The 26,953-nt window shown below is 56.1% G+C and carries 23 protein-coding genes and 1 other RNA gene; 11 read left to right on the top strand and 13 right to left on the bottom strand.

Annotation, left to right across the window (positions count from 1 at the left end; genetic code table 11):
- Window positions 1–101 precede the first annotated feature (101 nt).
- The 4 genes from ACWFTY_RS07270 to ACWFTY_RS07255 all read right to left on the bottom strand — a co-directional run bounded on the left by ACWFTY_RS07270 (window position 102) and on the right by ACWFTY_RS07255 (window position 7,828).
- Window positions 102–734, bottom strand: a complete 633-nt coding sequence (locus ACWFTY_RS07270) for a LuxR C-terminal-related transcriptional regulator (protein WP_447526602.1) — start codon at window positions 732–734, stop codon at window positions 102–104.
- 127 nt (window positions 735–861) lie between these two features.
- Window positions 862–4,341, bottom strand: a complete 3,480-nt coding sequence (putA, locus tag ACWFTY_RS07265; protein WP_447526601.1) for a bifunctional proline dehydrogenase/L-glutamate gamma-semialdehyde dehydrogenase PutA — start codon at window positions 4,339–4,341, stop codon at window positions 862–864.
- A 547-nt stretch (window positions 4,342–4,888) separates the two neighbouring features.
- The gene (locus tag ACWFTY_RS07260) at window positions 4,889–6,634 is read right to left on the bottom strand and encodes a sensor domain-containing diguanylate cyclase (RefSeq protein ID WP_447526600.1); all 1,746 of its coding nucleotides are present in this window, start codon (window positions 6,632–6,634) and stop codon (window positions 4,889–4,891) included.
- 420 nt (window positions 6,635–7,054) lie between these two features.
- Window positions 7,055–7,828 (bottom strand): SDR family oxidoreductase, encoded by a 774-nt coding sequence (locus ACWFTY_RS07255; protein WP_447526599.1) that lies wholly within the window; start codon window positions 7,826–7,828, stop codon window positions 7,055–7,057.
- An 83-nt stretch (window positions 7,829–7,911) separates the two neighbouring features.
- Between ACWFTY_RS07255 and ACWFTY_RS07250 the strand changes: the two genes are divergently transcribed.
- Window positions 7,912–8,409, top strand: a complete 498-nt coding sequence (locus ACWFTY_RS07250) for a nuclear transport factor 2 family protein (protein WP_447526598.1) — start codon at window positions 7,912–7,914, stop codon at window positions 8,407–8,409.
- A 78-nt stretch (window positions 8,410–8,487) separates the two neighbouring features.
- Here ACWFTY_RS07250 and ACWFTY_RS07245 read toward each other — a convergent pair whose 3' ends face one another.
- From ACWFTY_RS07245 to ACWFTY_RS07230, 4 genes are all read right to left on the bottom strand, one after another.
- Window positions 8,488–9,276 carry an SDR family oxidoreductase gene (locus tag ACWFTY_RS07245; RefSeq protein ID WP_447526597.1) on the bottom strand — a complete coding sequence of 263 codons (789 nt, stop codon included), beginning with the start codon at window positions 9,274–9,276 and terminating at the stop codon, window positions 8,488–8,490.
- Between the two features lie 213 nt (window positions 9,277–9,489).
- A complete protein-coding gene (gene ndk / locus ACWFTY_RS07240) occupies window positions 9,490–9,912 on the bottom strand; it encodes a nucleoside-diphosphate kinase (protein WP_335663651.1) in 423 nt (140 codons plus the stop codon).
- 117 nt (window positions 9,913–10,029) lie between these two features.
- Window positions 10,030–10,467, bottom strand: a complete 438-nt coding sequence (locus tag ACWFTY_RS07235; protein ID WP_447526596.1) for a DNA polymerase III subunit chi — start codon at window positions 10,465–10,467, stop codon at window positions 10,030–10,032.
- 44 nt (window positions 10,468–10,511) lie between these two features.
- Window positions 10,512–11,969 (bottom strand): leucyl aminopeptidase, encoded by a 1,458-nt coding sequence (locus ACWFTY_RS07230; protein ID WP_447526595.1) that lies wholly within the window; start codon window positions 11,967–11,969, stop codon window positions 10,512–10,514.
- 268 nt (window positions 11,970–12,237) lie between these two features.
- Here ACWFTY_RS07230 and ACWFTY_RS07225 point away from each other — a divergent pair, with 268 nt between their 5' ends.
- The 4 genes from ACWFTY_RS07225 (at window position 12,238) to rsmA (ending at window position 17,745) form a co-directional block, all read left to right on the top strand.
- On the top strand, window positions 12,238–14,451 hold the full coding sequence (locus ACWFTY_RS07225; protein ID WP_447526594.1) for an LPS-assembly protein LptD: 2,214 nt from the start codon (window positions 12,238–12,240) through the stop codon (window positions 14,449–14,451).
- Window positions 14,452–14,549: 98 nt separating this feature from the next.
- The gene (locus tag ACWFTY_RS07220; protein ID WP_447526593.1) at window positions 14,550–15,914 is read left to right on the top strand and encodes a foldase protein PrsA; all 1,365 of its coding nucleotides are present in this window, start codon (window positions 14,550–14,552) and stop codon (window positions 15,912–15,914) included.
- Window positions 15,914–16,921: a 4-hydroxythreonine-4-phosphate dehydrogenase PdxA gene (gene pdxA, locus ACWFTY_RS07215; RefSeq protein ID WP_447526592.1), complete on the top strand. Its 1,008-nt coding sequence runs from the start codon at window positions 15,914–15,916 to the stop codon at window positions 16,919–16,921. Before ACWFTY_RS07220 ends, pdxA begins: the two co-directional genes overlap by 1 nt.
- Entirely contained in the window at window positions 16,918–17,745 is an 828-nt protein-coding gene (gene rsmA, locus ACWFTY_RS07210; protein WP_447526591.1) for a 16S rRNA (adenine(1518)-N(6)/adenine(1519)-N(6))-dimethyltransferase RsmA, read from the top strand. Before pdxA ends, rsmA begins: the two co-directional genes overlap by 4 nt.
- A 23-nt stretch (window positions 17,746–17,768) precedes the next feature.
- On the opposite strand, the gene ACWFTY_RS07205 is transcribed toward rsmA, so the two are convergent.
- Window positions 17,769–19,874: a malate synthase G gene (locus tag ACWFTY_RS07205; RefSeq protein ID WP_447526590.1), complete on the bottom strand. Its 2,106-nt coding sequence runs from the start codon at window positions 19,872–19,874 to the stop codon at window positions 17,769–17,771.
- A gap of 174 nt (window positions 19,875–20,048) precedes the next feature.
- Between ACWFTY_RS07205 and ACWFTY_RS07200 the strand changes: the two genes are divergently transcribed.
- The 5 genes from ACWFTY_RS07200 to ACWFTY_RS07180 all read left to right on the top strand — a co-directional run bounded on the left by ACWFTY_RS07200 (window position 20,049) and on the right by ACWFTY_RS07180 (window position 24,340).
- Complete coding sequence (locus ACWFTY_RS07200; protein ID WP_447526589.1) at window positions 20,049–20,471, top strand: hypothetical protein; 423 nt, start codon at window positions 20,049–20,051, stop codon at window positions 20,469–20,471.
- Between the two features lie 69 nt (window positions 20,472–20,540).
- A complete protein-coding gene (locus ACWFTY_RS07195; protein ID WP_447526588.1) occupies window positions 20,541–21,749 on the top strand; it encodes a hydrolase in 1,209 nt (402 codons plus the stop codon).
- Window positions 21,746–22,756, top strand: a complete 1,011-nt coding sequence (locus ACWFTY_RS07190) for an arginine N-succinyltransferase (protein WP_447526587.1) — start codon at window positions 21,746–21,748, stop codon at window positions 22,754–22,756. The genes ACWFTY_RS07195 and ACWFTY_RS07190 overlap by 4 nt, the downstream gene beginning before the upstream one ends.
- On the top strand, window positions 22,753–24,009 hold the full coding sequence (locus tag ACWFTY_RS07185) for an N-succinylarginine dihydrolase (RefSeq protein WP_447526586.1): 1,257 nt from the start codon (window positions 22,753–22,755) through the stop codon (window positions 24,007–24,009). The genes ACWFTY_RS07190 and ACWFTY_RS07185 overlap by 4 nt, the downstream gene beginning before the upstream one ends.
- Before the next feature lie 100 nt (window positions 24,010–24,109).
- Window positions 24,110–24,340, top strand: a complete 231-nt coding sequence (locus ACWFTY_RS07180; protein WP_447526585.1) for a hypothetical protein — start codon at window positions 24,110–24,112, stop codon at window positions 24,338–24,340.
- 105 nt (window positions 24,341–24,445) lie between these two features.
- On the opposite strand, the gene ssrA is transcribed toward ACWFTY_RS07180, so the two are convergent.
- The 4 genes from ssrA to mscL form a co-directional block, all read right to left on the bottom strand.
- Window positions 24,446–24,798, bottom strand: a transfer-messenger RNA (tmRNA) gene (ssrA, locus tag ACWFTY_RS07175).
- A 69-nt stretch (window positions 24,799–24,867) separates the two neighbouring features.
- Complete coding sequence (locus ACWFTY_RS07170) at window positions 24,868–25,134, bottom strand: hypothetical protein (protein ID WP_447526584.1); 267 nt, start codon at window positions 25,132–25,134, stop codon at window positions 24,868–24,870.
- Window positions 25,135–25,300: 166 nt separating this feature from the next.
- Window positions 25,301–25,519, bottom strand: coding sequence for a hypothetical protein (locus ACWFTY_RS07165; RefSeq protein WP_447526583.1), 219 nt, complete (start codon window positions 25,517–25,519; stop codon window positions 25,301–25,303).
- 272 nt (window positions 25,520–25,791) lie between these two features.
- Complete coding sequence (gene mscL, locus ACWFTY_RS07160) at window positions 25,792–26,217, bottom strand: large conductance mechanosensitive channel protein MscL (RefSeq protein ID WP_447526582.1); 426 nt, start codon at window positions 26,215–26,217, stop codon at window positions 25,792–25,794.
- A gap of 144 nt (window positions 26,218–26,361) precedes the next feature.
- Here mscL and ACWFTY_RS07155 point away from each other — a divergent pair, with 144 nt between their 5' ends.
- Entirely contained in the window at window positions 26,362–26,952 is a 591-nt protein-coding gene (locus ACWFTY_RS07155) for a LemA family protein (protein WP_447526581.1), read from the top strand.
- Window position 26,953 lies beyond the last annotated feature (1 nt).

The following is a 26,953-nucleotide window of genomic DNA, read 5'->3' as shown; positions in this document are numbered from 1 at the left end:
AGTCTGCGGCCCGAATTCGGAAAAGAAACTCCAGCCCGCGATGCATTTTCATAAATAGATCGTGATCAGCGCCAAATCTATACGGCCCTAGGACCGTATGATTACATTCCCGCTTCGACAGCCAGCCGGACCATGTCCGCCGCGCTTGGAACATCGAGCCGTTTCATCAGGATCGAACGATGCATTTTCACGGTCCGCTCGCTGAGACCCAGTTCATGCGCGATCTGTTTGTTGAGCAGTCCCTTGGCGATGAATTGCAGCACTTCCCGTTGCCGTTTCGACAGCTCTTTCACAATCCCGACAGCCCGCATCCGCCGCGCTTTCGCCAGGCTCGGCACATCGGCATCGATTTCCACCTGTGATCCGAGAAAATACTCCAGTTCGCCATCTTCGTCGAACAAGGGAGCCACCAGCACAGCATTCTGGAACGGCGTGCCATCCTTCTTGTAATTCAAAATCTCGACCAGAACGGACTTTTGCTGTCTTACGCCGCGCCGGATTTCCTCTGTCAGCCAGGGTTTTGTCTCTTCACCAGACAGAAAGCGGCAATTTCGGCCGATAATGAAGTCCCGGTCATAGCCCGTCAGTTCCACAAAGGCATCATTGACGGCGACAAGCGGATTGTCCGGCAAACGCGGATTGCTAACCACCGAGGCAATCGGGCTTTTTTCGATCAACCCCATTACCGAGGCCGTCGGCAAATCCGATTTGGAAATCGCCATCTGATTTTTCATGCTGGAATTTTTTTCGCGCTCCATCAGGATAAGCTACTCTAGATACATGGTTAAAGGCAAGCGTAGAGCGAACCGGTAGCCCCGAGCATTAACCCTCGGCTGGAGCCGCCCGACGGCATCCAAACCCTCAGGTCAGTAGCGAGACATTTCCCCCCGCAGCGGTTGTATCAATACAGACGTGCCGTTCGACCAGACACTGGTGACCAAAATTCTCTTCGGTAATTATCGGGATCAGCGGTCCGTCCCGTTCGGCAAGCGCCTTGCGGATGGCTCGGATATCTTCAATCTCACTCCAGCAGACAACGGCGTCAATACCGGTCAACACGGATAAAGTTTCGCGAGGTACAAATCCGTCGAGCGCCTGCTCTCCCGCAGCGCCGGGAACGCAGATCAGCGATACACATCCTTGCTGATGCGCCGTCTCCGACTGCTTTGCAGCATCTTCCGGCGTTGGGCCGAGGCACAATATCGTTCCTCGCGCATAGGTGAACAGCTCGTTCGATTCCCCGGTAGGTCCGGGCATGATCTCGGAACTGCGGGGTCGCGTATCGACCGCCGGTAGATTGTTTAATGCCTTTTGCACCGCTTCAAGGCTCAATTCCCCATCATGGATCACGAGCGATACCGGTCTGGAGCCTTGATAAAAGCGCGGCAGATAATGCGGGCCGCCAGCCTTCGGACCAGTACCGGAAAGGCCTTCCCCGCCAAAGGGTTGCGAACCAACAACAGCGCCGACCTGATTGCGATTGACGTAGATATTCCCGACCTTCATCGCGCTGGTCAATTTGTCGATGCGCCGCTCGATGCGTGTCTGCAGGCCAAATGTCAGCCCATATCCGCGTCCGTTGATATCGCTGATCACCTTGTCGAGTTCGCCGCTCTTGAATGTGGCTACATGCAGGACCGGACCGAATATCTCTTTTTCCAGATCGCCAATTCCGTCGACCTTGATGACTGCCGGTCCGACAAAATGACCTTCATCGGGACAGTCCAGCTGTTTCAGCAGCCTGCCCCCGGTCTGTGCGGCGGCAATGTGCGCGCTGATCTTGTCATGGGCCGCCTGATCAATGACAGGCCCGATATCGGTCGACAGCCACCAGGGGTTGCCCATCTCCGTTGCGTCCATTGCACCGTAGAGCATGTTCAGAAATGGCTCGGCGACATCCTCTTGCAGATAGAGCACCCGCAACGCCGAGCAACGCTGCCCGGCCGACTGGAACGCCGACGTGATAATATCGCGAACCGATTGTTCCGGCAAAGCGGTTGAATCGACGATCATGCAGTTCAGGCCGCCGGTCTCTGCGATCAGCAGCGAGTCAGCCTGACCATTTCCGGCGATATTCCGGTTTATCGTCTGCGCTGTTGCAGTGGAGCCGGTAAAAACCACGCCATTGATGCGGGCGTCACCACTGATTGTGGCCCCCACCGTGGCGCCGGCACCCGGCAGCAACTGCAAAGCAGCCGCAGGTACGCCAGCTTCGTGCAGCAAATTGGTGGCAAGAGCGGCAATAAGCGGCGTCTGGTCCGCCGGTTTCGCCAGTACCCCGTTGCCGGCAGCCAGAGCCGCAGCCACCTGACCGGTAAAAATCGCCAGCGGGAAGTTCCAGGGAGAGATGCAGCTGATTATGCCGCGCGGCTTGCTCAGGGGATGCTTCTCAGCTTCCTTCGCGTAATAGCGCAAAAAATCGACCGCTTCGCGCAATTCAGCGATGGTATCGAACTGGGTCTTGCCCGCTTCCCGCGCCAGCAATGCGAAAATTTCGCCGTGATGATGCTCGTAAAGGTCGGCAGCCCTGCGCAGTATCGCAGCGCGCTCGGCGACGGGCGCATCCCAGACGCGCGCATCTTCTATCGCTTCAAGCGCCTGGCTTTCATCGGCCTCGATCACTTCGCCAACCTGGCTGTCGTCGCGCGCCGGATTGAAAATCTTCCGCGCGGTTCCGCTGGTCACCGGCCGCACGGTGATCGGCGAGGAACGCCACAGCTTCTCGGCAAAGGGAGCGCGCTCGCCGACATATTCATTCATGTCGGTGCGATTGGCCAGATCCCAGCCGCGCGAGTTGACGCGTTCCGGCTGGTACAGATCGGCCGGCTTGATGATCTTCGACTGGCTGGATTGCTGATCCGCCTCCAGCGTCTCGAACGGATCAGTGGCAATCATTTCGGCAGCCACGGTATGGTTGGCCAGCTGGTTGACAAAGGACGAGTTGGCACCGTTCTCGAGCAGGCGGCGCACCAGATAGGCCAGCAATTCCCGGTGTTTCCCGACAGGCGCATAGATCCGTGACCGGACTTTTTCGTTGCGGAGCAGCGCATCGTGCAAGGTCTCGCCCATGCCGTGCAGCCGCTGGAATTCGAAGTCCTGCTGGTTGCCCGCCATTTCAAGAATGGCCGCAACGCTGTGCGCATTATGCGTGGCAAATTGCGGATAGATACGATCGGTCATTTTCAGCAGCTGGGACGCGCAGCAGATATAGCTGATATCGGTCGCCGATTTGGTCGTGAATACGGAAAAGTCTGGCACGCCATCCATTTGCGCGCGCTTGATCTCGCTGTCCCAATAGGCGCCCTTGACCAGACGGACCATGATCTTTCTGTCGAGCTGGGTCGCCAGCGAATAGAGCCAGTCGAGCACGAAGCTCGCCCGCTTGCCAAAGGCCTGCACGACAACGCCAAAGCCGTCCCAGCCGGCGAGCCGCGGATCGCTGAGTACCATCTCGATCATGTCGAGCGATATGCCGAGACGATAGGCTTCCTCGGCATCGATGTTCAGCCCGACATTGGCATCGCGCGCAGCGCGCGCCAGTTCACCGACACGGTCGGCGAGTTCGGGAACCGCTTTTGCCTGCTGGCTCATCTCGTAACGGGGATAAAGCGCCGATAATTTTATCGACAGGCCGGGATTTTCCCGGAGGTCATCAGAAACGGCAACCTTGGCGATTTCCTTGATCGCGTCGGCATAAGCGGCGAAATATTCATCCGCGCCGTCTTGCGTAATCGCAGCCTCTCCCAGCATGTCATAGGAGTAAGTGGCGCCCTTGGCCTTCCACTTCTCTGCCCGCTTGAGCGCCAGCTTCATATCTTCCCCGAGCACGAACTGATTGCCGAGTTCTTTCATCGCCTGACGCACAGCCACCCGGATCACCGGCTCGCCCAGTCGCTTGATCGCGCCGCGCAGAGCATCCAGCGGTCCGCGACTTGCCGGCTTGTTGATCACGCTGCGCGTCATCTCCAGCGCATAGGTCGAGGCATTGACCAGCGAGCTTTCCGACTGTCCGATATGATCGCGCCAGTTGGAGGGGCCGATCTTGTCCTCGATCAGCGCGTCAATCGTCTGGTTGTCCGGCACGCGTAGCAGCGCCTCGGCCAGCGTCATCAGCGCCAGACCCTCGTCGGTCGACAGACCATATTCGCCCAGAAAACTCTCGGTCAGTGTCGGCCCGGATGCACTCCGTACGTCCCGGACGACCTGTATCGCCCGTTCCTGAATCCGCTTGCGCGTCTGCTCGTCCGGACCGAAATTCGATATCAGATGGTCCAGAATCTCGGCTTCATCGCTGCGATGATGCGTGCGGATTTTTTCCCGGTAGTCCATCAGAGTGTTCATGGATCAAAGACTTCCTAATAAATTTGCCGACATGTTTTCGATTGGGGGATTCAAATGTCATTGTGAGAGCAGACAATGATCAATGGATTCATCGTGTTGATCAGTTGCCAGATGATAACCGATTATCTCACTTCCGGTTGCAAACGCAACCTTTGTCGCCTGGCGGGCGCAAATTTGCACTTCAATATCGGGACGTCATCGTAATTCGAAGATAGCGAGGGATCGGGCGCTGTCTTCCAGCCTTTATGACTTCGTACCGACCGTACCAATCCCGCGTTGCAACGTAAACTTTACAGAAATGACTGCTTTTGTTTTCCGTGATTTTTGCCCCGAAGCCAGAGCTTTTCTCGACTTTCGGACCGGCAGTAGTGCGGCGAGTGTGACCTTTCTATCTTCGCTGCCATTCGGTCCGTTCAGTTTTTGTGGGCGTGCAGAAGGGGGTTCGTAATCGCTAAATTGTCAAAGAGCCCGGTCCACGCCTGCGCTGAGCAGACCGAGAGACCCGCGGCAATAATAAACGAAGGGATCGGGTGTAGGAAAGCGGTTTTCAGGCAGCAATCAGTTCTGGCTGGCCGGGCGATGCCAAGCGTATCCGGTTTCTGCCGGACCTCTTCGCTTCATACAGCGCCTTGTCGGCCAAACGGAAACTTGTTCCCAGATCGGTCTCTGACTCGTTGTCCAACACGTGCAGACCGATACTCAGGGTCACCTGGCCGATCGTATCTTCACCGTCCTTGAAATCATGCTCGGCGCAGCTGTCCACCAGTTCCTGCGCAAAGCGCGCTACATCATTTGTGGTCCGGCCGGAAATCAGCACGGCAAATTCCTCACCGCCGAAACGCGCGAAATAATCGCCATGTCCGCAACGGCTGTTCAGGATTGATGCCACTTGTACCAATACCTTGTCACCGACGTCATGGCCGTAGCGGTCATTTACATTTTTGAAATTGTCGACGTCGATAACCCCCAATGCCCAGATCCGATCCCGGTTCTTCCGGAGCCCGGCAAATTTGGAAAATGCCATGGAAAAGGCACGGCGATTGGGCACGCCAGTCAGTTCATCAGTATATGCGATATCTTCGAGCCCCTGCCTGACCATGAGGGCATCATCTCGCTCGCGACGCATACCCATCGCTCGATATCCGACGACAATGCTGGTAGCCAATACTTCCGCCAGAATAGCGATGTAAAATCCGAAATCAAAAATCGGCAGATCGTCAATCCAGCCGAAAGCGCGGACAATCCGGCACAGAGCTATAAATCCCGCACCAGACAGGCCCATCAGCAACAACATTGCCATTTTGTCACCCTTGACCGCGCAGTGTAGCAAATTGCCGAGCGCGACAAGAGCCATGGAACCATAGACAACATGGAAGATTAGCGAACCGGTCAGCGACAATTGCTCGGCAAAAATCATGACAATAGTGGTCGTGGCCAAAGTGCTCCAGGCCACAAATTTTAGTGAAAACGCGCCCCATTTTCCAAGCTTGTCCGGATTGCAAAGCGAGCGGATCAGCATGCATCCGCCAAAGGCCAGAGTCGCCAGCGCGATAAAGGCGATCCATGATCGCTGAACCAGGGTCGCCGCAGGAAACAGGTCAAATATCTGCCCCGACCAGCAGATGTGATTGACCACAATGGCGACCACCATCAAGCTGTGGTAGAGAATGAAACGCTGGCGCATCACGACGAAAAACACAAAGTCCAGTAGCAATGGAGCGAGAAGCAGTCCCGCAACCAGGACGCTGACCATCTCGCCGCGTTCATGCAGCGCCAGATCGTCCTTGGCATCAACCAATTCTATGTCATTCCAGTTGGACGGATCCCATGGATTGGCGGCGCCGATCAGAACCGTTTCCGGATGCTGGCCATCACGGCTGACCAGAGGCAGCGCGACAGCATAAGGCGAGCGCCAGCGTGCGGTCATCTCGGCCTGATTATATAATTTTGTCTGGCTGCTACCATCGGGATAAATGCTATGCAGCGTCACAGCGCCCTGCCGCGCCGCGCGAAAGCGCATCACCGGCTCCGCCATATCTTTTTGCAAATCACCGATATCCGCTATCATCCACAACATATCGGTGTTTTTGGCCAGCTTGTCGGGACCGCAATCAAAAGCGGGGCGCAATTTCAATATCTCTTCCGGGCCGGCCTCGGCATGGCCTGCCAGACTACAAATGCGGTGACTGAAATTCGTTATGGCCGTCGACTCTGCCATCGCCGGAGACATAGGTGGCGCTATGAAAAGCGGGCTGATCAGAAACAGCCACAATAGATAACGCAATTTCATCATTATAAGCGCGCCGATTTCCAGAATCTTTTGATTTTCAACCCTGGAAGGACGCTAGCCCAACATCCTTTACGGAGCGTAAACAAGCGTATCCACCACGCATCAGGACGAGTTCAACGTCAGTCAGATCCGCTTCGCCCTATCGTTGCGCGGACGGTCAGAAATCGCGCTGGCTATTATACGAAATATGGAAACATCGGTGCTTACTGTGCCAGTAGGGGGGAAGCGAGGATTGTTCCGCAGCAGTGGATGAGACTCACCATCGCAGGCAGGCGTCGAAAAGCGAACCATCAGATCAAAGTGCAACCTGTTCTGCGCTGAAGCGACAGGAACTGGAGACGACGCAGGCACAGGCCTGCGCCAACATAATGACCCGACTCAGATCGAGAGCGACAATCCAGACCGCTGCTCTCCCTCAAGACATCAGGGAACCACGCCTTCCACCACCGACTTCGCATTATCCACGCGGATCGCCGCACCGTTGATGAACTTGCTTTCGTCAGAGGCGAGGAACAGCACGGTGTTGGCGATATCATCCGGTTCGCCCAGTGCGCTCGGCGCCGGTCCGTCGCTCGAGGGGCGGAGATCGTCGCGGCCCATGACCTTGGGGCCAATGGCCTCGACCATCGGCGTCAATATGCCGGCAGGATGAACGCTGTTACAGCGAATATTATATTTATTATTCGCGCAATGGACCGCGACGCTGCGGGTCAGGCTTTCGATCGCGCCTTTCGCCATCGAATAAGCGACGACAATCGGCTCGCCGATGATCGAGGCGATCGAGCACATATTGATGATCGCGCCGCCACCCGATGCTTTCATCGCAGGAACTGCATATTTGCAGCCATAAAAGGCGCCATCGGCGCTGACCGCCATGACGAAGCGATATTCCTCGGTCGTTTGCGTCTCGATCGTCCCGGGTTCGACCACGCCGGCATTATTGACCAATATGTCGAGTCTGCCATGGCGCGACACAACATCGGCAATCAGATCCTCCCAGCCCTGTTCATCAGCGACATCCTGGACCAGAAACTCCGCAGCGGCTCCGATCTCTCCGGCAACCCGCTCGCCGTTCTCTGCATCCATGTCAGTCAGGATGACGGTCGCGCCCTCCCGCGCGAACATCCGCGCATCGGCTTCACCCAGTCCCTTGGCTGCACCTGTTATTATTGCCACTTTGCCTTGCAGTCTGCCCATGCTTTATCTCCTCATCAGATATTGGTTTCAGGCTAGGACCAGAGTCAAATAATAACGACTGACAAAATTAGGAGATATCAAGGATGTACACTTTGGAGCAACTGTCGGCACGCGAGGAAATTCGCGATATCCTGCACCGATATTGCAAGGGGATCGATCGCCGCGACTGGCCGCTCGTCCGCTCCTGCTTTGCCGATGACCATGTTCACAAACATGGCGATTACGAAGGCCCGCCGGACGAATTTATCGGCTTTGCCAGCCAGACCCTGGAAATTATCCCGGGCACCCACCATTCAATCTCCAATGTCCATATTGAGCTGTCGGACGATGGCAACAGCGCCACCACCGAAGCCAATTTTGTTGCCTATCACTATATCGAGGCAGGCAACCCGGATTTTCATGCTTGCAACGGCAGCAGCAAAGCCACCGACTGGACCGTCGCGGGCCGCTATTGCGACACGCTGGAAAGACGCGATGGCGGCTGGATCATTGTGCGCCGAAACGCATTTCACGACTGGGAACGTTCAGAAGACGCAACCGGCGCAGCGCTGACGGTGGGGAATCATGTGGGCGGCGGTTAGTTTCGCCGAAACTTAGGAACCCTAAGACCCTCGCAGAACGGGGGCTTCCGTGCTACCAGAGCACCCATTCCGTTAGGTTTAAACCAGCAAATACCCGCCATCGACCGTGATGATCTCGCCGGTCATGAAGGCCCCTGCACTGCTTGCCAGCAAGAGTGCCGGTCCCATTATATCCGCGTCATGGCCCCAGCGGTGCAGCGGTATCATTTCGATTTCCCGCTCATATTGTTCCTTGTCCTGTTCAACCAGACTGGTCATTTTGGAATGGAAGCGTCCGGGCGCAATTGCGTTTACCCGGATATGATCATCGGCAAGGAGGCTGGCGAGATTGCGGGTCAGATGGTGGATCGCCGCCTTCGACGTGCCATAGCTAATGCCGCTTCCGGCGCTTCCCATGATTCCGGCTATGGAACCAATGTTGATGACGGAGGCGCTTTTCTCTGCCGTCGCATTTGCTTTCAACAATGGCAAAAGCTGCTGGGTGAGGAAGAAAGGCGTCTTCACGTTGAGGTCCATGACCTTGTCCCAGCCTATTTCGGGAAATTCTTCTACCGAAGCTGTCCACCCGGTGCCGGCATTATTGACCAGAACGTCGATATGATTTTCCCGTTTAGCCAGAGCCTTTGCGAACTCTGCGATTGCTTCTCCGCTACTCATGTCGCCCGGAAGCGCCACGCATTCACCGCCATCGTTCAGTCCGGACAGTTCTTCGGCAGTTTGCTGACATTCCTCGGGTTTGCGAGCAGTGATATAGACCTTGCGTGCTCCAGCCTGCAGAAAGGCACGTGCCATGGCTTTCCCCAACCCTCTGGAACCTCCGGTGATAACGCAGACTTTATCGTGCATGGAAAACAGATTATTTTGCATAGGAAAACTTCCTTCTGACAGGGTGTAGATTCTGGGAACACGCTACACACAAATTCTGTCAGTTGTCAGGAAGTTTCGGATAAATATTGCAGCGAAATTTGCCGTACGAGTGGATCGGGCTTGCCCCACCTGGCCGTCTCGATAACCAATGAAAAACGCCCGGCCGCAAAAATTGCAACCGGGCGTCTATAACCGTTAAAAATTTCGTAGGGTTCAGCCGACGATTTCATCGTCCTTGAAGAAATAGGCGATTTCAATCGCCGCATTTTCGTCGCTGTCGGAGCCGTGAACCGTGTTCGCTTCGAGGCTTTCGGCCAGTTCCTTGCGGATCGTGCCCGGAGCGGCATCAGCAGGATTGGTCGCGCCCATGATGTCGCGGTTGGCCTGCATCGCATTTTCGCCTTCGAGAACCTGCACGACGCAAGGGCCGCTGATCATGAAATCAACCAGTTCGCCGAAGAAAGGACGTTCCTTATGAACCGCGTAAAAGCCTTCGGCCTGTTCCTTGGTCATGTGGATACGCTTGGAAGCGACAACGCGCAGTCCGGCTTCTTCCAGCATCTTGGTTACAGCGCCGGTGATGTTGCGGCGGGTAGCGTCGGGTTTAATGATCGAAAATGTCCGTGTCACGGCCATGATAAAACTCCATAAATGTAGGGATAGTCAAAAGTTGCGCCGCCCTTAGCCGCTGCACTGCAGCATGGCAAGTTTTCGATGATGTGGCCCTTGTTCCAAAGGCGGAATTCCCGAAAATCAGGGACCTTCGACCCAGCGGCCACCATCCTGCTTCCAGTAGCGCGGCGTGACATCGTCTTTGGCCTTGAGATCCCGCCAGACAGTGCGCGCATGATCGATCTGCTCGGCGGTGAACAGGAAGAAGGCGCGCTCGAAAGCCAGCGCCGCGTCCCGCCACAGGCCATCGGACAAGATGATATACGGCGCACCATTGGCCGGTTCGCATTGGTCAGAAATCAGGATCGGTTGCTCCGCCTGCTGCTCGGAACCGCCAAAATCATGAGCGAGGAAGCTGGCCGGCTCAGCGCTCCACAAGGCATCGCTGAGCGCGCCACGGCGGCCCTCGTCCTGCGACAGCAGCAGCAGCCTTTTTCCGACATCCAGCGATTTTCCGGCCAGCATCGGCACCAGTTTTTCCGCCGGATCGCGGGTCAGGTGATAGAAATCAACCCGCACCGCACGACCTTCGAGCCAGACTTCGCCGCATTGTTACTACCGAATCAATCTTCGAAATTGTCAGCAACATATTGGTTGAGCAGGCGCACGCCATAGCCGGTCGCGCCCTTGTCCCAGACCGGGCTGGGCTTGTCGGCCCAGACCATACCGGCAATATCCAGATGCGCCCATTTGACGCCGTCCTTGACGAAGCGTTTGAGGAATTGCGCCGCGGTAATCGACCCTGCCCCGCGCGGTCCGACATTCTTCATGTCGGCAATCGGCGAGTTGATCAGCTTGTCATAGGCAGGACCAACGGGCAGCCGCCACAGCGGATCACCGGAATCCTTGCCCGCATCGATCAGGTCATCGGCGAGATCGTCATCATTGCTGAAGCAACCGGCATGTTCGTTGCCCAGCGCGATAATCATCGCACCGGTCAGGGTCGCCAGATCGATCAGTACTTCCGGCTTAAATGTCTCCTGCGTCCAGTGCATCGCGTCGCACAATACCAGCCGACCTTCGGCATCGGTGTTGATCACTTCGATGGTCTGGCCGTTCATGCTGGTCACGACGTCACCGGGGCGCTGCGCCTTGCCGTCCGGCATGTTCTCGACCAGTCCGCAAACACCGACGACATGCGCCTTGGCCTTGCGACCAGCGAGCGCCTTCATCGTTCCGGCAACGGCGCCGGCGCCGCCCATGTCCCATTTCATCTCTTCCATGCCAGCGCCCGGTTTCAGGGAAATGCCGCCGGTGTCGAAGGTGACGCCCTTGCCGACCAGAGCCAGCGGCGTTTTCTGCTCGCCATTGGTGCCGTCCCAGCGCATCGCCAGCAACCGTGGAGGACGCTCGGACCCTTGCGAAACCCCGAGCAGCGCGCCCATGCCGAGTTTTTCCATCTCGTCCCAGCCGAGCACAGTGAATTCGACGCCAAGCTCTTTCAGTTCCTCGCAACGGGCGACGAAGCTTTCGGGGTAGATGGCGTTCGCCGGTTCGGCGACCAGTTCGCGAGTCAGCGCAACGCCGTCCGCCACGGCCGACAAATCTGTCCAGGCTTTGGCGGTTTCCAGATCCTGGTCGAGCATGGTGATTGTCTGGAGCGTTACCTTTTGCTTTTCAGGCATGGTTGTCCGGTATTTGTCATGCCGCCAGCTGCGCAATTTTGCACCAAAGAGCAATTTCGCCAGACGCTCCTCGTCGAGACCCGATGGCTCGATGACCGCATGCCTGGCACCGGATGCGAGAATTTTGGCGATTGCCGAACCACCGGCTGATTCCGCATTGTTTGGCTTGCCCGTACCCAATCCGGTCAAGACGACCCGCAAGACCTTGTCCGCTTCGGTCACGAAAGTTTCAAAAACTTCGCCCAGTTTCCCCGCAAATCGTGCGGCTTTTGCTCCCGCCTTGACTATATTCGATTGCTCGAGTTCGAGGTTGAAATCGTCCAGTCCATTCTCGGCGATTGCAAAGATAATCGCATCAGCATCTGCGGGCCGCTCGTTGGCAAAGTTGAAATTCATTGGAAAACTGTCCCTATTTTTATGTTTTGAGGAGTGAAAGGCCTTATTGGCTCACTCGTCGATCCGACTCATTGATGAACGGGCCGACATTCATTCTATCGTGGGGCATTGCTGCACCGTCTAGGTTTTCTGGTCAAGCATCTGTTCATCAGAATCTGTCAAAGAAAATTTGCAGACGAAGCAAACTGGTGCAATAGGCGTTCGGAATGTGGACAGTGCGATATTCAATGCCGTCCAAAATGGGGCTAAAAGCAGGTTGAGCCAGTCGATGAAATCTTCACTCGCCGTTTTTACTCTGGGTCTGGCCGCTGTGACGCCGGCTGCCGCTATGGGACAGTCGCAAAGCGACGATGCCGTTTCATCCGATCAGCAAGCCGATGAGATCGAATTCAGCGCCGACAGCATCGACTATGATTTCGAGAATGACTTCGTCACGGCAGAGGGCAATGTGGTGCTCAATCGCGACGGATATGAATTGCGTGCCGATCAGGTTGTCTGGAACCGGAAAACCGGCGCCGTGGTGGCAGAAGGCAATATCAAGTCCGTCAGCCCCGATGGCGATGTTGCCTATGGCGATCGCATCGAACTGACCGACAGCCTGCGCGATGGCGCTGTCGACAACCTCCTGCTCGTCCTGGAAGATGGCAGCCGCCTGGCAGCTCGCCGCAGCGAACGCTTTGTCGACGGCTCGCTGGCGCTGCACAATGCCGCCTATACTGCATGTGCGGTCACGACCGAAGATGGATGTCCGAAAAACCCCAGCTGGCAGATCAAGGCCGTAAAGGTGATCTATGATCCGGTCAAAAAGCGCGTAAAATATCAGGGCGCGCGTATCGAGATTTTCGGGCTACCGGTCATTCCCCTGCCCGGCCTCTCCCACCCGGTTAGCGACGAAAACCGCAGCGGCGTTCTGGTACCGGACATCCAGTTCGATTCCGTCAACGGCGTTGGCGTAACGGTGCCATATTATTTCAGCATCGCGCCTAATCAGGATGCCACCGTTACCGCGCAGATATTTACGGATGTCGCACCGCTGCTCAGCGGTACTTTTCGCAGCCTTGATCAGAAAGGCGCCTTTCAGATTACCGGCTATGCCACTTATGGTTCGCGCATTGCCGCGGGTGCATCCGAGGTTTCACCGGATGCCGAAGAAGATTTTCGGGGTTATTTTTCGACCAGCGGTCGGTTCGTACTTGATGATAATTGGACGATTTCCCAGTCGGCACGCATCGTTTCAGATCGCACATTTCTGAGGCGCTATGACATTAGCGACGACGACAGCCTTCGCTCTACTATCAATGTCGAACGCACCAGCAACAGCAGTTATTTTTCGCTGGCGGGCTGGGCTTTCCAGACTCTAAGGGTCGATGATCCGCAAAGCAGCGTTCCGGTTGCATTGCCGGTGATGGACTATCGAAAACGCTTGAATGATCCCATCTTGGGTGGTCGGCTAGAGATACAGGCCAACAGTCTGGCAATCGGGCGTGGAGAAGGTCAGGACACACAACGGGCCTTTGGTTCGGTACGGTGGGACATGCGAAAACTCACCGACTGGGGTCAGGAAATCACGTTGACCGGATTTGCCCGCGGTGACGTCTATCACAGCGATGATAATTTGCTGAATGAAACAGCAATCTATCGCGGCGACGGCGGATGGCAAACACGCGCCATCGCATCCGTTGCGATTGATGTGAAGTGGCCGTTTATCGGCGAGGCTTTCGGTGGCACGCAGACGATCACGCCGCGCTTCCAGATCGTGGCAACTCCAGGCTTGGCCAATAATTCTCTTCCCAATGAAGATTCCCGATCGGTCGATCTGGACGACAGCAACCTTTTCGCGCTCAACCGCTTTCCCGGCTATGACCGTTACGAAGATAATGTCCGGGCGACTTATGGAGCAGAATGGGAGTTGAATCGGCCGAATTTGCAAGTGAACATGATCGTCGGCCAGAGCTATCGATTGGAAAATAACAACAATATTGTACCGGAAGGCACCGGCCTGTCCGATCGCTTTTCCGATATTGTTGGTCGCACCAATGTGCGGTTCAAGGACATTGTAAAATTCACACACCGCTACCGTCTGGACAAGGACAACCTCGCGGTTCGCCGCAATGAAATTGACGCGACCGTCGGTTCGAAAAGCACTTACGCGCAAATTGGCTATCTACGGCTGAACCGCAATATCAGCTCGGATCTTGAAGATCTCAGAGATCGCGAAGAAGTCCGGGTCGGGGGACGTTACCAGATTGATCAATATTGGTCGGTTTTCGGATCTGCAATCGTCGATCTGACCGATCGTAGCGAAGATCCCCTTTCTGTAGCCGATGGGTACGATCCGGTAAGACACCGGCTTGGCGTTGCCTATGACGACGGCTGCCTGTCGATGGGCGTTACCTGGCGCTATGATTATGAAGATACCGGCGACGCCACTCGAGGCAGTACCTTCCTGTTCCGGCTGGCCTTGCGCAATCTGGGCGTGTAAAGGGCTCTCAAACGGGTTGGCCCGCTCATATTGGGTTCAGCAGATATTTGCTATTTGCTTCGTAAAATTTACTCTTTGTAGTTGAGAAGAAACAAGAAATGAATGTATTGAGCATGAAAATCCAGAGCTTCAAAACCAAGGCTATATTGATCACAGCGCTTGCCGTTGCAGGGGCTTCACCGTCCGCCAGTCAAACGGTAGAGGATGCGTCGCTGCCGCAGACCGGACTGGATATTCCCGACGAATTGACGATATTTGGCGAGAATGACCCGAACGTTCGCCGGGCCACGGCAAAGGTCAACGGAGACATCATCACCGGAACCGACGTCGGTCATCGCCTCGCCTTGATAGTTGCCGCCAATGGCGGCGAAGTCTCGGATGAAGAGAAACAGCGTCTGCGGCTCCAGGTGTTACGCAATCTGATCGATGAAACACTGCAAATTCAGGAAGCCGAAGCCAATGAAATCGTCATTGCGCCAGAGGAAGTCGAAGCCACTTTCCGCCAGGTTGCGCAGCAAAATTTCAAACAGGACCTTAACGCATTCGATCAGTATCTACGCACGCAAGGTTCGTCTGCCGACACGCTGAAACGCCAGATCAAGGGCGAACTCGCTTGGAGCCGCCTGCTTCGCCGCAACATCCAGCCGTTCATCAATGTCGGCGATGAAGAGGTCAACGCCATCATCGAACGGCTGAACGCGTCCAAGGGCACCAGCGAATTTCGTATCGGTGAAATCTATATGTCGGCCAATCAGGAAACCGTCGAGCAGGTCGCCGAAAATATGCGCAAAATACTGGAGCAGATCCGTGCCGGTGGTTCCTTCGTTGCTTATGCCCGGCAGTTTTCGGAAGCTTCGACCGCCGCGACCGGGGGCGATCTCGGTTGGGTCCGCCCAGCTCAATTGCCGCAGACACTTGCCGAAGCTGCAGAGCAAATGCAGGTGGGACAGGTTGTTGGCCCGATCGAAGTACCAGGAGGGCTCTCGATCCTCTATCTGATCGATTCGCGTCAGGTGCTCACCGCCGATCCCCGCAACGCGCTGCTCAGCCTCAAACAGCTGGCGATCGATTTTCCCAAAGGCGTCACCGAAGCACAAGCATCTGCACGAGCCGCAAAATTTGCCGCAGAGACTCAGGGCATCAAGGGTTGCGGCGCAGCCAATGAAGTGGCTGCTCAACTGGGCGCCAGTGTGGTCGATAACGATCAGGTGAAACTGCGCGACCTTCCTGCCGCCTTGCAGGGCGCGATTGCGGAACTGCAGATCGGGCAGGCGAGCCAGCCATTCGGTTCGGTCGAAGATGGTGTCCGCGTTCTTATTCTGTGCGGTCGGGATGACCCGCAGAGCGCTGCAGCACCGTCGTTCGACGCGATCATGTCGCGGCTGGAAAATGACCGGGTCAACAAACGGGCGCAAATCTATCTGCGCGACCTTAGACGCGACGCCATTATCGAATATAATTAATGGCGGATTGGAACGCAAAGCCATTTGCCATCTCATGCGGGGACCCCGCTGGCGTAGGGCCGGAAATCATCGGGAAGAGCTGGCAACAGCGGATGGAAGCCGGGCTCAAACCGTTTTTTGCGATCGGGAATATTGCCGACTTTGAGAATCTCGCCGGCGTTCCGGTCCGGAAAATCGAACAGCCGGTGGAAGCCAGCGAGGCTTTTAATGAAGCATTGCCGGTGTTCCATATCCATGACGCCGCAGCCGCTGTTCCGGGCGAGGCAACGATGGACAGCGCGCAATGTTCGCTGCACGCGCTCGAGATCGCCTGCGGGCTGGCGCGTTCCGGGGATGCCGGCGCGGTCATCACCGCTCCCGTATCCAAGACACAGCTATACAAGATTGGTTTCCGCTATCCAGGTCAGACCGAATTTGTTTCCGAGCGCTGCGGAATAGCGAGAGAGAATGCGGTGATGATGCTGGCGGGGCCGACGTTGCGCGTCATTCCGATGACAACGCATATCGCTCTGAAAGACGTGCCGGAGCAGTTGACGGGGCGGTTGATCCTTGCTCGCGCGCGCGCTGCGGAGAAAGCGATGGTCCGCAATTTTGGCATTGCAAAGCCCCGCATCGCCATAGCGGGTCTTAATCCGCACGCCGGCGAGAACGGGAATCTTGGCGATGAAGAACAGCGGATCATGCAACCGGCGATCGATGAGCTGCGCCAGGACGGAATGGATATCACCGATCCGCTGCCAGCCGACACGATGTTTCACGAAGAAGCGCGGGTTAAATATGATGTCGTGCTGTGCCCTTATCATGATCAGGCATTGATACCTCTGAAGACCCTGCATTTCTTTGATGGAGTCAATATCACTCTGGGTCTTCCGATTGTCCGCACTTCGCCGGATCATGGCACCGCATTCAATATTGCCGGTCAGGATATTGCCGATCCCCGCTCAATGATTGCCGCGATCCAGATGGCCGCAACAGCGGTCGCCAATCGCCAGATCCAAGACAATTGAAACAGCGGGTCGCCCTGCCCCCGCTGCGCGAGGTGATCAAGAAATATGGCCTGTCTGCCAACAAGGCGCTGGGCCAGAATTTCCTGTTCGACCTGCAGCTTCTCGACCGGATCGCTGCCGTTCCCGGTGACCTCGACGGGCAACGGGTCTTCGAAGTCGGCCCCGGACCGGGCGGATTGACCCAGGCATTGTTGCAAGCCGGTGCGCGGGTGACCGCGGTGGAACGCGACAGACGCTGCCTACCGGCATTGGCCGAACTGGGCGCCTATTTTCCCGGCCAGCTCGCGGTCATTGACGATGATGCGCTAAAAATCGATCTGGCCAATCTGTTCGACGAGCCCTTCCACATCATTTCCAACCTGCCCTATAATGTCGGCTCGGCCTTGCTGATCAAATGGCTGTCGGAGCCGCAATGGCCTCCGCAATGGCAGTCGCTCACCCTGATGTTCCAGCGCGAGGTCGCCGACCGGATTGTCGCCAGCGAGGGCAGCGAGGCATACGGCCGCCTGTCGATACTGGCGCAATGGCGGTGCGAAGCGAAGTTGGCGATGACGGTTCATCGCTCCGCTTTCACGCCGCCGCCGAAAGTGATGTCGGCGATTGTCCACCTGACACCAAAGGCCCAGCCGGAGGGCGTCAGTCCCGAGGTTCTGGCCCATCTCACACAGGCCGCCTTCGGCCAGCGGCGCAAGATGCTCAGACAGAGTCTGAAAGGCCTCGCCGGAGCGCTCGATGCGCTGGAAAGCTTGGGAATCGACGGTTCCAGACGCCCAGAAACGGTGAGCGTCGAAGAATTTGTCAATATCGCCCGCCTGCTTTCCTGAAAGCCCGCCCCTTCAGAAGGAGCTTAACCCGCAGCCTTCAGCTTCCGCCGATAAGCATGCAGCAACGGTTCGGTATAGCCGCTCGGCTGCTCGACACCCTTGAACACCAGATCACGGGCCGCCTGGAACGCCAGACTGTCATCCGGATTTGGTGCCATTGGCCGGTACAGCGGATCGCCTGCATTCTGCCCGTCAACCTTGGCCGCCATCCGCAACAGGGCCGCATTAACCTGCTCGGGTGAACAGACACCGTGCAACATCCAGTTGGCCATATGCTGCGATGAAATCCGCAAGGTCGCGCGATCTTCCATCAAGCCGACATCATTGATGTCAGGAACCTTGGAACAGCCGATTCCCTGATCGATCCAGCGGACCACATAACCCAATATGCCCTGCGCATTATTGTCGAGCTCGTGCTCGATTTCTGCGTCCGACCAATTGTGGCCATCGGCGAGCGGGATGGTCAGCAATTTGTCGAGTGGTGCAATGCCGTCAGCTGCGACCTCTTTCTGCCGGTCAAAAACATTGACCCGGTGATAGTGGATCGCGTGCAGCGTTGCCGCGGTCGGGCTTGGTACCCAAGCGGTGTTGGCACCAGTCATCGGATGGCCGATTTTCTGTTCCATCATGTCGGCCATCATATCGGGCGCGGCCCACATGCCCTTGCCGATCTGCGCCTTGCCGGACATGCCGCAAGCGAGCCCGATGGCGACATTGCGCTGTTCATAAGCAGTGATCCAGTCGCTCTTCTTGATATCGGCCTTGGCGAGCACCGCCCCGGCCTGCATCGAGGTGTGGATCTCGTCTCCCGTACGGTCAAGGAAGCCCGTATTGATAAACACGACCCGGTCCTTCACCGCGTGGATACAGGCAGCTAGATTGGCCGAAGTCCGGCGCTCTTCGTCCATCACACCGACTTTGATGGTGTGACGGTCAAGACCAAGCAGATCTTCCACTGCATCGAACAGGTCATTGGTGAAAGCGCATTCTTCAGGCCCGTGCATTTTCGGCTTCACGATATAGATGGATCCGGCGCGACTGTTACGCAGCTCGCCCAGTCCCTTGATATCGTGCATCGCGATCAGGCTGGTGAAGACACCGTCGAGCAGCCCTTCCGGCGCTTCCGACCCGTCCGCCAGCAATACCGCCGGGTTGCTCATCAGATGGCCGACATTGCGGACAAACATCAAGCTGCGGCCCGGCAGAGTGAAAGCATTGCCCTCCAGATCGGCATAGTCGCGATCCGGATTTGCCTTGCGTTCGACGGTCTTGCCGCCCTTGTCGAAGGACGCATCAAGATCGCCGCGCATCAGGCCAAGCCAGTTGCTGTAAGCCAGCACCTTGTCTTCAGCATCCACCGCGGCGACCGAATCTTCCATATCGATGATCGTGGTCAGCGCCGCTTCCATCAGGACATCTGCGATATGGGCGGGGTCATCCTTGCCGATCGGATGCGCCGGGTCGATCACAACTTCCGCGTGCAGTCCGTTATGTTTGAGCAGCAGAGACTGGCCATTCCGGCCAACCAGTTGCGATGGATCAGCCAGGGCGGGTTCACCGCCCGTATAATCGGTCCATGAGCCCGTCGACAGAGGGAAGGCTTCGTCGAGAAAGGCCTTCGCCGCCTTGATAACCGCGGCCCCGCGCTGCGGGTCATAGCCGCCAGGCTTGGCCGGTGGCGCGTCCAGCGCATCCGTTCCGTAAAAAGCATCGTAGAGACTGCCCCAGCGCGCATTGGCCGCGTTCAGGACGAAACGGTCATTGAGCGATGGTACCACCAGTTGCGGCCCGGCCATGGTCGCGATTTCAGGGTCAACATTTTCCGTGGTGATGGAAAAAGCGGCTGGTTCTTCAACCAGATAGCCGATGCTATTGAGAAAGGCCTGATATTCAGCCTGATCAATCGGCTGTCCCTTGTGGTCGATATGCCACGCATCAATCTGCGCCTGAATATCTTCCCGCTTTGCCAGCAGTTCGGCATTGCGGGGAGCGAATTTGCCGAGCAGATTCGCAAACCCGGCCCAGAATTGGGTACCGTCCACACCGGTTCCCGGCAACGCACGGTCATTGACGAAATCAAACAGCTCCTGCGCGATCTGGATACCATTCTGGCTGACATATTTGGACATGGGATTTCCTCTTCAATGATAAGGCACTTTTCGATGCTGAAAGCGAGTATCAGTGCCGATTTGCAGATAGTCCGGGGAGGAATTACGGCGGGATATGACGTTGTGAACCCGTTTTGTAAATGGCAGAATTGAGTCATTGCGGGCCCAATCTTATAGGTTCAGGTATCGGGACATATGCCAACGAAACAAAAAAACGAACTTCTGGAAGCCAGTCTTGAACGGGCCGCAACCATTTTGGGTGATGTGACGGAGCCCGTCATGGCGAGATATTATGCCAGCCATCCCGGGGCAAAAATATCTTTTGAGGAACATGGTCTTGGCAACAGCGTCAAGCTCGAGGCCGAAATGGTCGAAAGCGTGATCTATTGCCTGATGAACTGGTATGACAGACCAGAGGAAATCCGGATCATGTTCGGCAGCACCGTTCCCCATCACAAACATGCCCTGAACGTTTCAAATGAATGGTTTGCGGGATTAATCGACGCCGCGATCACGATCATTTCGGACACGGTGCCGGAAGCAAGCGCCGACGAACTGGCGGTCTGGGCAGAAATACGCACCGGCTTCCAGACGCTTGTCGAGGAAGCGCAAAGCTGATGATCCGCTATTCAGGAAGTCGAAGAGAAACGGGTTACGATTAATGGCTCGAAATGCTATCGGTTTCAAATGAAAGCAGATTCCTTCCCCGAACAAGAGACGCTAAAACGGGCGACCGACCTGCCCTTGTTGCCGCGCACGCTCGAATGGGCAAAAATCAACAGCGGCACCACCAATCTCAATGGCCTGGCAGCCGTTGCCGGGATGTTGGCAGATGCTTTTTCGGTTTTGCCCGGAGAGACCAGCCTGATCGATCCCGCACCAGTCGAGGCGGTGCGCGCCGATGGGACGGTAGATCAGGTCCAGCGCGGCAAGCACTTGGTCGCCTCCGTACGACCGGAAGCGCCAGTTCGTATCCTGCTGACCGGCCATATGGACACTGTGTTTGCGGCAGATCATCCGTTTCAGCGGATCATCGAGCTGGAAAGCGGCATATTAAATGGCCCCGGCCTTGCCGACATGAAGGGCGGCCTGTCGGTCATGCTCGGCGCGCTGCAATTGCTCGAGCAAAGCGAATTTGCCAGTCGCATCGGCTATGACGTGATGATCAACAGCGACGAGGAAGTCGGTTCCGGATCATCGGCATCGCTGATCACGCGACTGGCCAAGGGCAAGACCGCTGCTCTGACCTATGAACCCGCCCTGCCCGACGGTACCCTTGCTGGGGAGCGTGGCGGCAGCGGCAATTTCTCGATCATCTTTACCGGCAAAAGCGCGCATGCTGGTCGCAACCCCGACGAAGGGCGCAACGCGCTGATCGCGGCGGCGGATATGGCCTTGCGACTCAAGGCGCTGCACCGCGAGGGCCTGAGCGTCAATCCAGCTAAAATCGACGGTGGCGGACCGAATAATTCGGTCCCCGACCACGCCATATTGCGCGTCAATTTTCGACCCAAGACATTGGAAGATCAGGACTTGGCGCAAGGCGCACTTGATCAGATGGTCACGGATATTGCGAAGCTGCACGATCTCGGTGTTCATTGCCACGGCAGCTTCGGCCGCCCGCCCAAACCGACTGATCCACAGGCAGAAAAGCTTTTCGGCCTGGTAAAACAATGCGGCGCAGAACTCGGCCTCGACATCAATTGGCGCGGCACCGGTGGAGTCTGCGATGGCAATAATATCGCGGCTTGCGGCATCCCGGTGGTTGACACGATGGGCGTGCGCGGAGGAGCCATCCATAGCTCCGACGAATTTCTAATCACAGAAAGTCTGGTAGAGCGGACACAATTATCGGCGCTGACGATCATGCGGATCGCCGAAAAGGGAGGATTATGAGTTTCCGGATACGCGCAGCGCGGGTCGATGATCTGCAGCATCTTTACGAAATGGCGAAACTGACCGGCGGCGGGTTTACCAATCTGCCGGCAGACCGGGACTCGCTAACCCAGAAGCTGGAGCGGTCAGAGCGCGCCTATCAGAGTGATAGCAGTTCGCATGGTGATGACCTGTTCGTCATGGTGCTGGAGAATGTCGAAACCGGAGCGGTCCGCGGCACCTCGCAATTGTTCACCAAAGTGGGCCAGACCTGGCCCTTCTATTCCTATCGCCTGAGCACCTTGTCGCAAACCAGCAAGGAGCTGGATCGCACGTTCAGCGCCCAGATGCTGGGCCTTGTCACCGATCTCGAAGGCGCCAGCGAAGTCGGCGGCCTGTTCCTCCACCCCGGCGAACGCGCTGGCGGCCTTGGCATGTTGCTGGCCCGCAGTCGCTATCTGTTCATCAAGGAGCATCGCGAACGTTTTGGCGACAAGATTTTTGCGGAGCTGCGGGGTATTATCGACGAAGCGGGTGGCTCCCCCTTCTGGGACGGGCTCGCCGGTCGTTTCTTCGGCATGAGCTTTCAGGAAGCCGATTATTTCAATGCCATCCACGGCAACCAGTTCATCGCCGACCTGATGCCCAAACATCCGATCTATACCGCGATGCTCAGCGAAACCGCGCGCGCCGCCATTGGCATCCCGCATCCCAATGGCCGTGCCGCCATGCGGATGCTGGAGAATGAGAATTTCTCCTACGACGGCTATGTCGATATTTTCGACGGCGGCCCGACGATGATCGCCAAAACCGATGACGTGACCAGCATCCGCAACGCAAAATCGGCAAAGATCAGCACTATCAAAGAAGGCGAAACGAAAGTAATCATTTCGCACGGCAATCTGAGCGATTTTCAGGCGACCTATGCCATGCTGAGCGAGAATGATGATGGCGTGATGATCGACGAACAGGCAGCGGCCAATATCGGCCTCTCGGTCGGTGACGAAATACGGTATATTCCGCGATGAGCGCGCTGGTTGAGATCAATTTCGACGGAATCATCGGTCCAAGTCATAATTATGCCGGTCTCAGCGTCGGCAATATCGCGTCTTCGACCAATGCCGGGGAAACCGCCTATCCGCGCGAAGCGGCTTTGCAGGGCATCGCCAAGATGCGCCACAATCTGGATCTGGGGCTGGCACAGGGGTTTTTCATGCCGCTAGACCGCCCGAATGAGGGTTGGCTGGCTGGTTTGGGAACCGATTCCATCCTTGCTCCCAAACACTTGCTCGCAAATGCTCTTTCTGCTTCTTCGATGTGGGCGGCCAATGCCGCGACAGTATCACCAGGGCCAGATACGATGGACGGTCGTTGCCACCTTACCGTCGCTAATTTGAACACTATGCCACACCGCAGTCATGAGTGGTCGGGTACATTAAAGCAACTCAGGCTCGCCTTTTCCGATACAGGCCATTTTGCCGTGCACGCACCGGTACCGCCTCCCTTCGGAGACGAAGGCGCTGCCAATCATATGCGACTCTGTGCAAATCACGATCGTCCGGGCGTCGAGATATTCGTCTACGGTGTTTCGGGTGGCCCGTTTCCCGCACGCCAGCATATCGAGGCGTCAAAAGCTGTGTCGCGCATCAACGAAACGCAATCTGTGCTTTTTGCTCAACAATCCGAGACTGCGATCGCGGCTGGAGCCTTTCACAATGACGTGGTCGCGGTTGCCAATGAGCATGTCTTGTTCGTCCATGAACAGGCATTTGCAGATGCAGACCCGTTGTACACCGACTTGCGGGACCGGGTACCGGAGACCGAGATCATCATCGTACCAGCCGAAAGGGTCAGTCTGGAGGATGCGATCAAATCCTATCTTTTCAATGCGCAACTGGTGACGCTTCCTGAAGAGGCCGGTATGGCGCTGATTCTGCCTACTGAGGCGCGCGAGAATGATGCGGTCTGGAGCTATCTGACCGATTTGGTTGCCGGCAACGGGCCGATCCGCCGACTTTGCCCGGTAGACGTCCGGCAGTCGATGGCCAATGGAGGCGGCCCGGCCTGCCTGCGCCTACGAGTCGTCGCAGACCCCGGGGCGGTGGACCAGCGGTTCATGGCTACCCAAGAGAAGCTGGACCAGCTTGCCGAAGTGGTAGCTGAGTATTGGCCGGAAGCGATCAATCCGGATCAATTGTCCGATCCTGGACTGGTCAAGGCCATCGTCAAGGCCAGAAACAGCCTGCTCGACGCCTGTGGTCTGATCGAATTGCAGGGCTAGGCACCGCTCCCGACTGTCGGATTAACTTACAGTTTACCATATTTATTTGGCAGAAACGCCCGATTTCTGCGCTTGGCACGGCGCTTGCTACGGAATGGTCATGTGGAAAAAATTCAGACGGCTATTCGTGATAAAGACCAAGTTCGAGGCTTTCCTGATTACCTATGCCCTCGCCACTGGTGCTGTTCAGCGTGGCCAGCATTATCTGGTTGAATATCCCGGCTGGGGTGGAAAAATGCTGTTTCTCGCGGTAACCGGCGCGGTATTCATGGCCGGCGCCAAGATGATCGAGGCAATCGACCTCAACCGGATTTACAGCTCGGAATATTAAAACCGGTCCGTAGCGGCACATCGATCCGATCACTCGATGATCGGGATTTTTCTGTCATTTTGAATGAAGTGGAAGGCTTCTGTTGCCCGGTGCCTTCCAAACCGCTGAATTCCCTTCTGTTGCCCGGTGGGTTCAACCGCGCGTAGCTTTCTAACTTATGACCGTGAGGTCAATGGGTTAGGCAGCGATAGCGAGTGCTTCATTATCGTTTGCACTTATAGGTTTTGAGCAATCACGGCATACTCAGGCCGGGCAAAAATAACGCCTTTGAACACCCGTCGATCCTAGTTCGGCCCCATCAACAAAAGCGTCCCGCATTGCTGCAAATCGCCTGAAATGGTGGAGCCGCCGGGTACTGCCCCCGGGTCCGTAGTGTCTATTACACGCCATCATTTATCACCATAGTCCGTCGAAACGGACGCTTCCTATATAGGGATATAATTCTGAATGAACAGTGCACAGACAAGAAAAAGGGCCAACCGGTCTCCCGGTTGACCCTCCTCTAGTTCCCCAAAGGGAATTCGTGATTACTGGGCGAGAACGCCTTCTTCAGCATCGGCTTTGTCTTCCAGGGCGTCAGCCTTGTCTTCCATGGCCGCTGCCTTGTTTTCCATCATGTCTTCGCCGGCTTCGGTCGGAGCCGCGTCAGCAGCCTCGTCCAGACGGTCTGCTTCCATCTCAGCTTCCTGAGCCTGCAGTTCGGTTTCGGTTTCCGCACCGCTGGTGTCTTCCTGAGCGCAAGCACTCAGTGCCAGAGCTGCGGTAGAAGCGGTCAAAATCATCAATTTACGCATAATAATCCCTCGTCAATTGGAAGAAGCAAAATAGGCTCCTCGGCTATATGAACCCGTCGAACAAAAATAGGTTCCCGCGTGCAGAAAAAAATAATAAAAAAGGGCCAACCAGTTGCCCGGTTGACCCTTCTCTAGTTCCCCAAAGGGAATTTCAGTTGTTTCGAGCTTACTCGGCAACAGCTTCTTCAGCAGGTACAGCAGCTTCGTCAGCAGGAGCAACTTCAGCAGTTGCAGGAGCAACTTCTTCGGTAGCCATAACGTCTTCAGCAGGTGCAACTTCTTCGGTAGCAACTTCGTCGGTTACAACAGCATCTTCAGCTGGAGCATTACAAGCAGACAAAGCGAATACGGCTGCTGATGCAGCCAAAACAGCGAATTTACGCATAATAATTAGTCCCCATATCGTCGTTCAAATCGGCTGAGAATCAATCCAGCCGAGCGAGCCTATAGGATCGAAAATTCCCAATGTATCTCAAAAAATGATGCTATTTGTTATGATATTGTAATAGCACGATTATTATTAGATTTTGGCCGTATTTCGACCGGTTTCCGCGGCACCTTCCCGACCTTTAGAAACAAAAAACGCCCCATTTGCGATGCATGTTTGCGTTACACAAACCACGCTGCAAAAGGGGCGATATTGGCGATCTCGAATTTTTACTTTTTCAGGCTGTCCCGGATTTCGGTCAGCAAATCAATTTCGCTTGGGCCCGGATCCGCCGCTTCCTCTTCCGCTTTTTTCATCACCTTGTTGGCATAGCGGACGATCATGAAGATGATGAACGCCAGAATGATGAAGTTGATCACCACGGTCAGGAACTGGCCCCATCCGAGCATCGGTACGCCCGCTTCCTTCAGCGCCGCATAGTCGGTCATTGCACCGGCATAATCGGCAGGTGGCGAGCCGAGCAGAATGAACATGCCGGAAAAATCGGGAACACCGAATAAGGCGCTGACAATCGGCATGATCACATCTTCGGTCAATGATGTGGTGATTGTCGCGAAAGCCGCGCCGATAATGACTGCGACAGCCAGGTCGAGCACATTGCCCTTCAGAATAAATGCCTTGAACTCGTTTAACATATATATTGCCTTCCCATTTCTAAAGGCGTGTAAATGTATGAAAAATCCAAAATAGTCGAGCGAAGTCGTTGCAAACGCGACCATTGATACCTATTTTTACAAAGTGGTGCGGCGTTTCGCCGTGTGGATGGAGGGTTTTCAAATATGCTGAATAAATTGATCAAGTTTCTAGTGGTTCCAGCCGTGGCCTTGTCGCTGAGCGCCTGCGGAATCAACAGCGTACCGACGGCGGAAGAAAATGCCAAAGCCAAATGGGCTGATGTTGAAAGCACCTATCAGCGCCGTGCCGATCTTATCCCGAATCTCGTCGAGACCGTGAAAGGCTTTGCTACCCAGGAGCAGGACACGCTGACCGCCGTGGTAGAAGCCCGGGCAAAAGCAAGTTCGATTCAGCTCAGCGCAGATGACCTTGGCGATGCCGCGAAGGTCCAGGAATTTGCCGCCGCACAAGGCGCGCTCTCGCAAGGGCTTGGACGACTGATGGCGACGGTAGAAGCCTATCCCGAGCTCAAATCGAACCAGAATTTCCTCGCGCTGCAAAGCCAGTTGGAAGGCACGGAGAACCGCATCAATGTCGCTCGTCGCGATTATAACGAAGCGGTCCGCGAATATAACACCACGATCCGGACCTTCCCGGACATTATCGGCGCGAAGATCATCCACGGCGCGGAACCGATGGAACCCTTTGCCGCAACCAGCGAAGGCGCTGACGAAGCACCTGAAGTCAGCTTTTAAG

This window comes from Parasphingorhabdus sp. NYA22 (assembly GCF_976973735.1).
This window is presented reverse-complemented; position numbering and strand designations above follow the sequence as displayed.

Bases quoted from the DNA above. Each gene is read 5' to 3' on its own strand.
- ACWFTY_RS07270 (WP_447526602.1), bottom strand. From the start codon at position 734: ATGAAAAATCAGATGGCGATTTCCAAATCGGATTTGCCGACGGCCTCG.
- putA (WP_447526601.1), bottom strand. From the start codon at position 4,341: ATGAACACTCTGATGGACTACCGGGAAAAAATCCGCACGCATCATCGC.
- ACWFTY_RS07260 (WP_447526600.1), bottom strand. From the start codon at position 6,634: ATGATGAAATTGCGTTATCTATTGTGGCTGTTTCTGATCAGCCCGCTT.
- ACWFTY_RS07255 (WP_447526599.1), bottom strand. From the start codon at position 7,828: ATGGGCAGACTGCAAGGCAAAGTGGCAATAATAACAGGTGCAGCCAAG.
- ACWFTY_RS07250 (WP_447526598.1), top strand. From the start codon at position 7,912: ATGTACACTTTGGAGCAACTGTCGGCACGCGAGGAAATTCGCGATATC.
- ACWFTY_RS07245 (WP_447526597.1), bottom strand. From the start codon at position 9,276: ATGCAAAATAATCTGTTTTCCATGCACGATAAAGTCTGCGTTATCACC.
- ndk (WP_335663651.1), bottom strand. From the start codon at position 9,912: ATGGCCGTGACACGGACATTTTCGATCATTAAACCCGACGCTACCCGC.
- ACWFTY_RS07230 (WP_447526595.1), bottom strand. From the start codon at position 11,969: ATGAATTTCAACTTTGCCAACGAGCGGCCCGCAGATGCTGATGCGATT.
- ACWFTY_RS07225 (WP_447526594.1), top strand. From the start codon at position 12,238: ATGAAATCTTCACTCGCCGTTTTTACTCTGGGTCTGGCCGCTGTGACG.
- ACWFTY_RS07220 (WP_447526593.1), top strand. From the start codon at position 14,550: ATGAATGTATTGAGCATGAAAATCCAGAGCTTCAAAACCAAGGCTATA.
- pdxA (WP_447526592.1), top strand. From the start codon at position 15,914: ATGGCGGATTGGAACGCAAAGCCATTTGCCATCTCATGCGGGGACCCC.
- ACWFTY_RS07205 (WP_447526590.1), bottom strand. From the start codon at position 19,874: ATGTCCAAATATGTCAGCCAGAATGGTATCCAGATCGCGCAGGAGCTG.
- ACWFTY_RS07200 (WP_447526589.1), top strand. From the start codon at position 20,049: ATGCCAACGAAACAAAAAAACGAACTTCTGGAAGCCAGTCTTGAACGG.
- ACWFTY_RS07195 (WP_447526588.1), top strand. From the start codon at position 20,541: ATGAAAGCAGATTCCTTCCCCGAACAAGAGACGCTAAAACGGGCGACC.
- ACWFTY_RS07190 (WP_447526587.1), top strand. From the start codon at position 21,746: ATGAGTTTCCGGATACGCGCAGCGCGGGTCGATGATCTGCAGCATCTT.
- ACWFTY_RS07185 (WP_447526586.1), top strand. From the start codon at position 22,753: ATGAGCGCGCTGGTTGAGATCAATTTCGACGGAATCATCGGTCCAAGT.
- ACWFTY_RS07180 (WP_447526585.1), top strand. From the start codon at position 24,110: ATGTGGAAAAAATTCAGACGGCTATTCGTGATAAAGACCAAGTTCGAG.
- ACWFTY_RS07170 (WP_447526584.1), bottom strand. From the start codon at position 25,134: ATGCGTAAATTGATGATTTTGACCGCTTCTACCGCAGCTCTGGCACTG.
- ACWFTY_RS07165 (WP_447526583.1), bottom strand. From the start codon at position 25,519: ATGCGTAAATTCGCTGTTTTGGCTGCATCAGCAGCCGTATTCGCTTTG.
- mscL (WP_447526582.1), bottom strand. From the start codon at position 26,217: ATGTTAAACGAGTTCAAGGCATTTATTCTGAAGGGCAATGTGCTCGAC.
- ACWFTY_RS07155 (WP_447526581.1), top strand. From the start codon at position 26,362: ATGCTGAATAAATTGATCAAGTTTCTAGTGGTTCCAGCCGTGGCCTTG.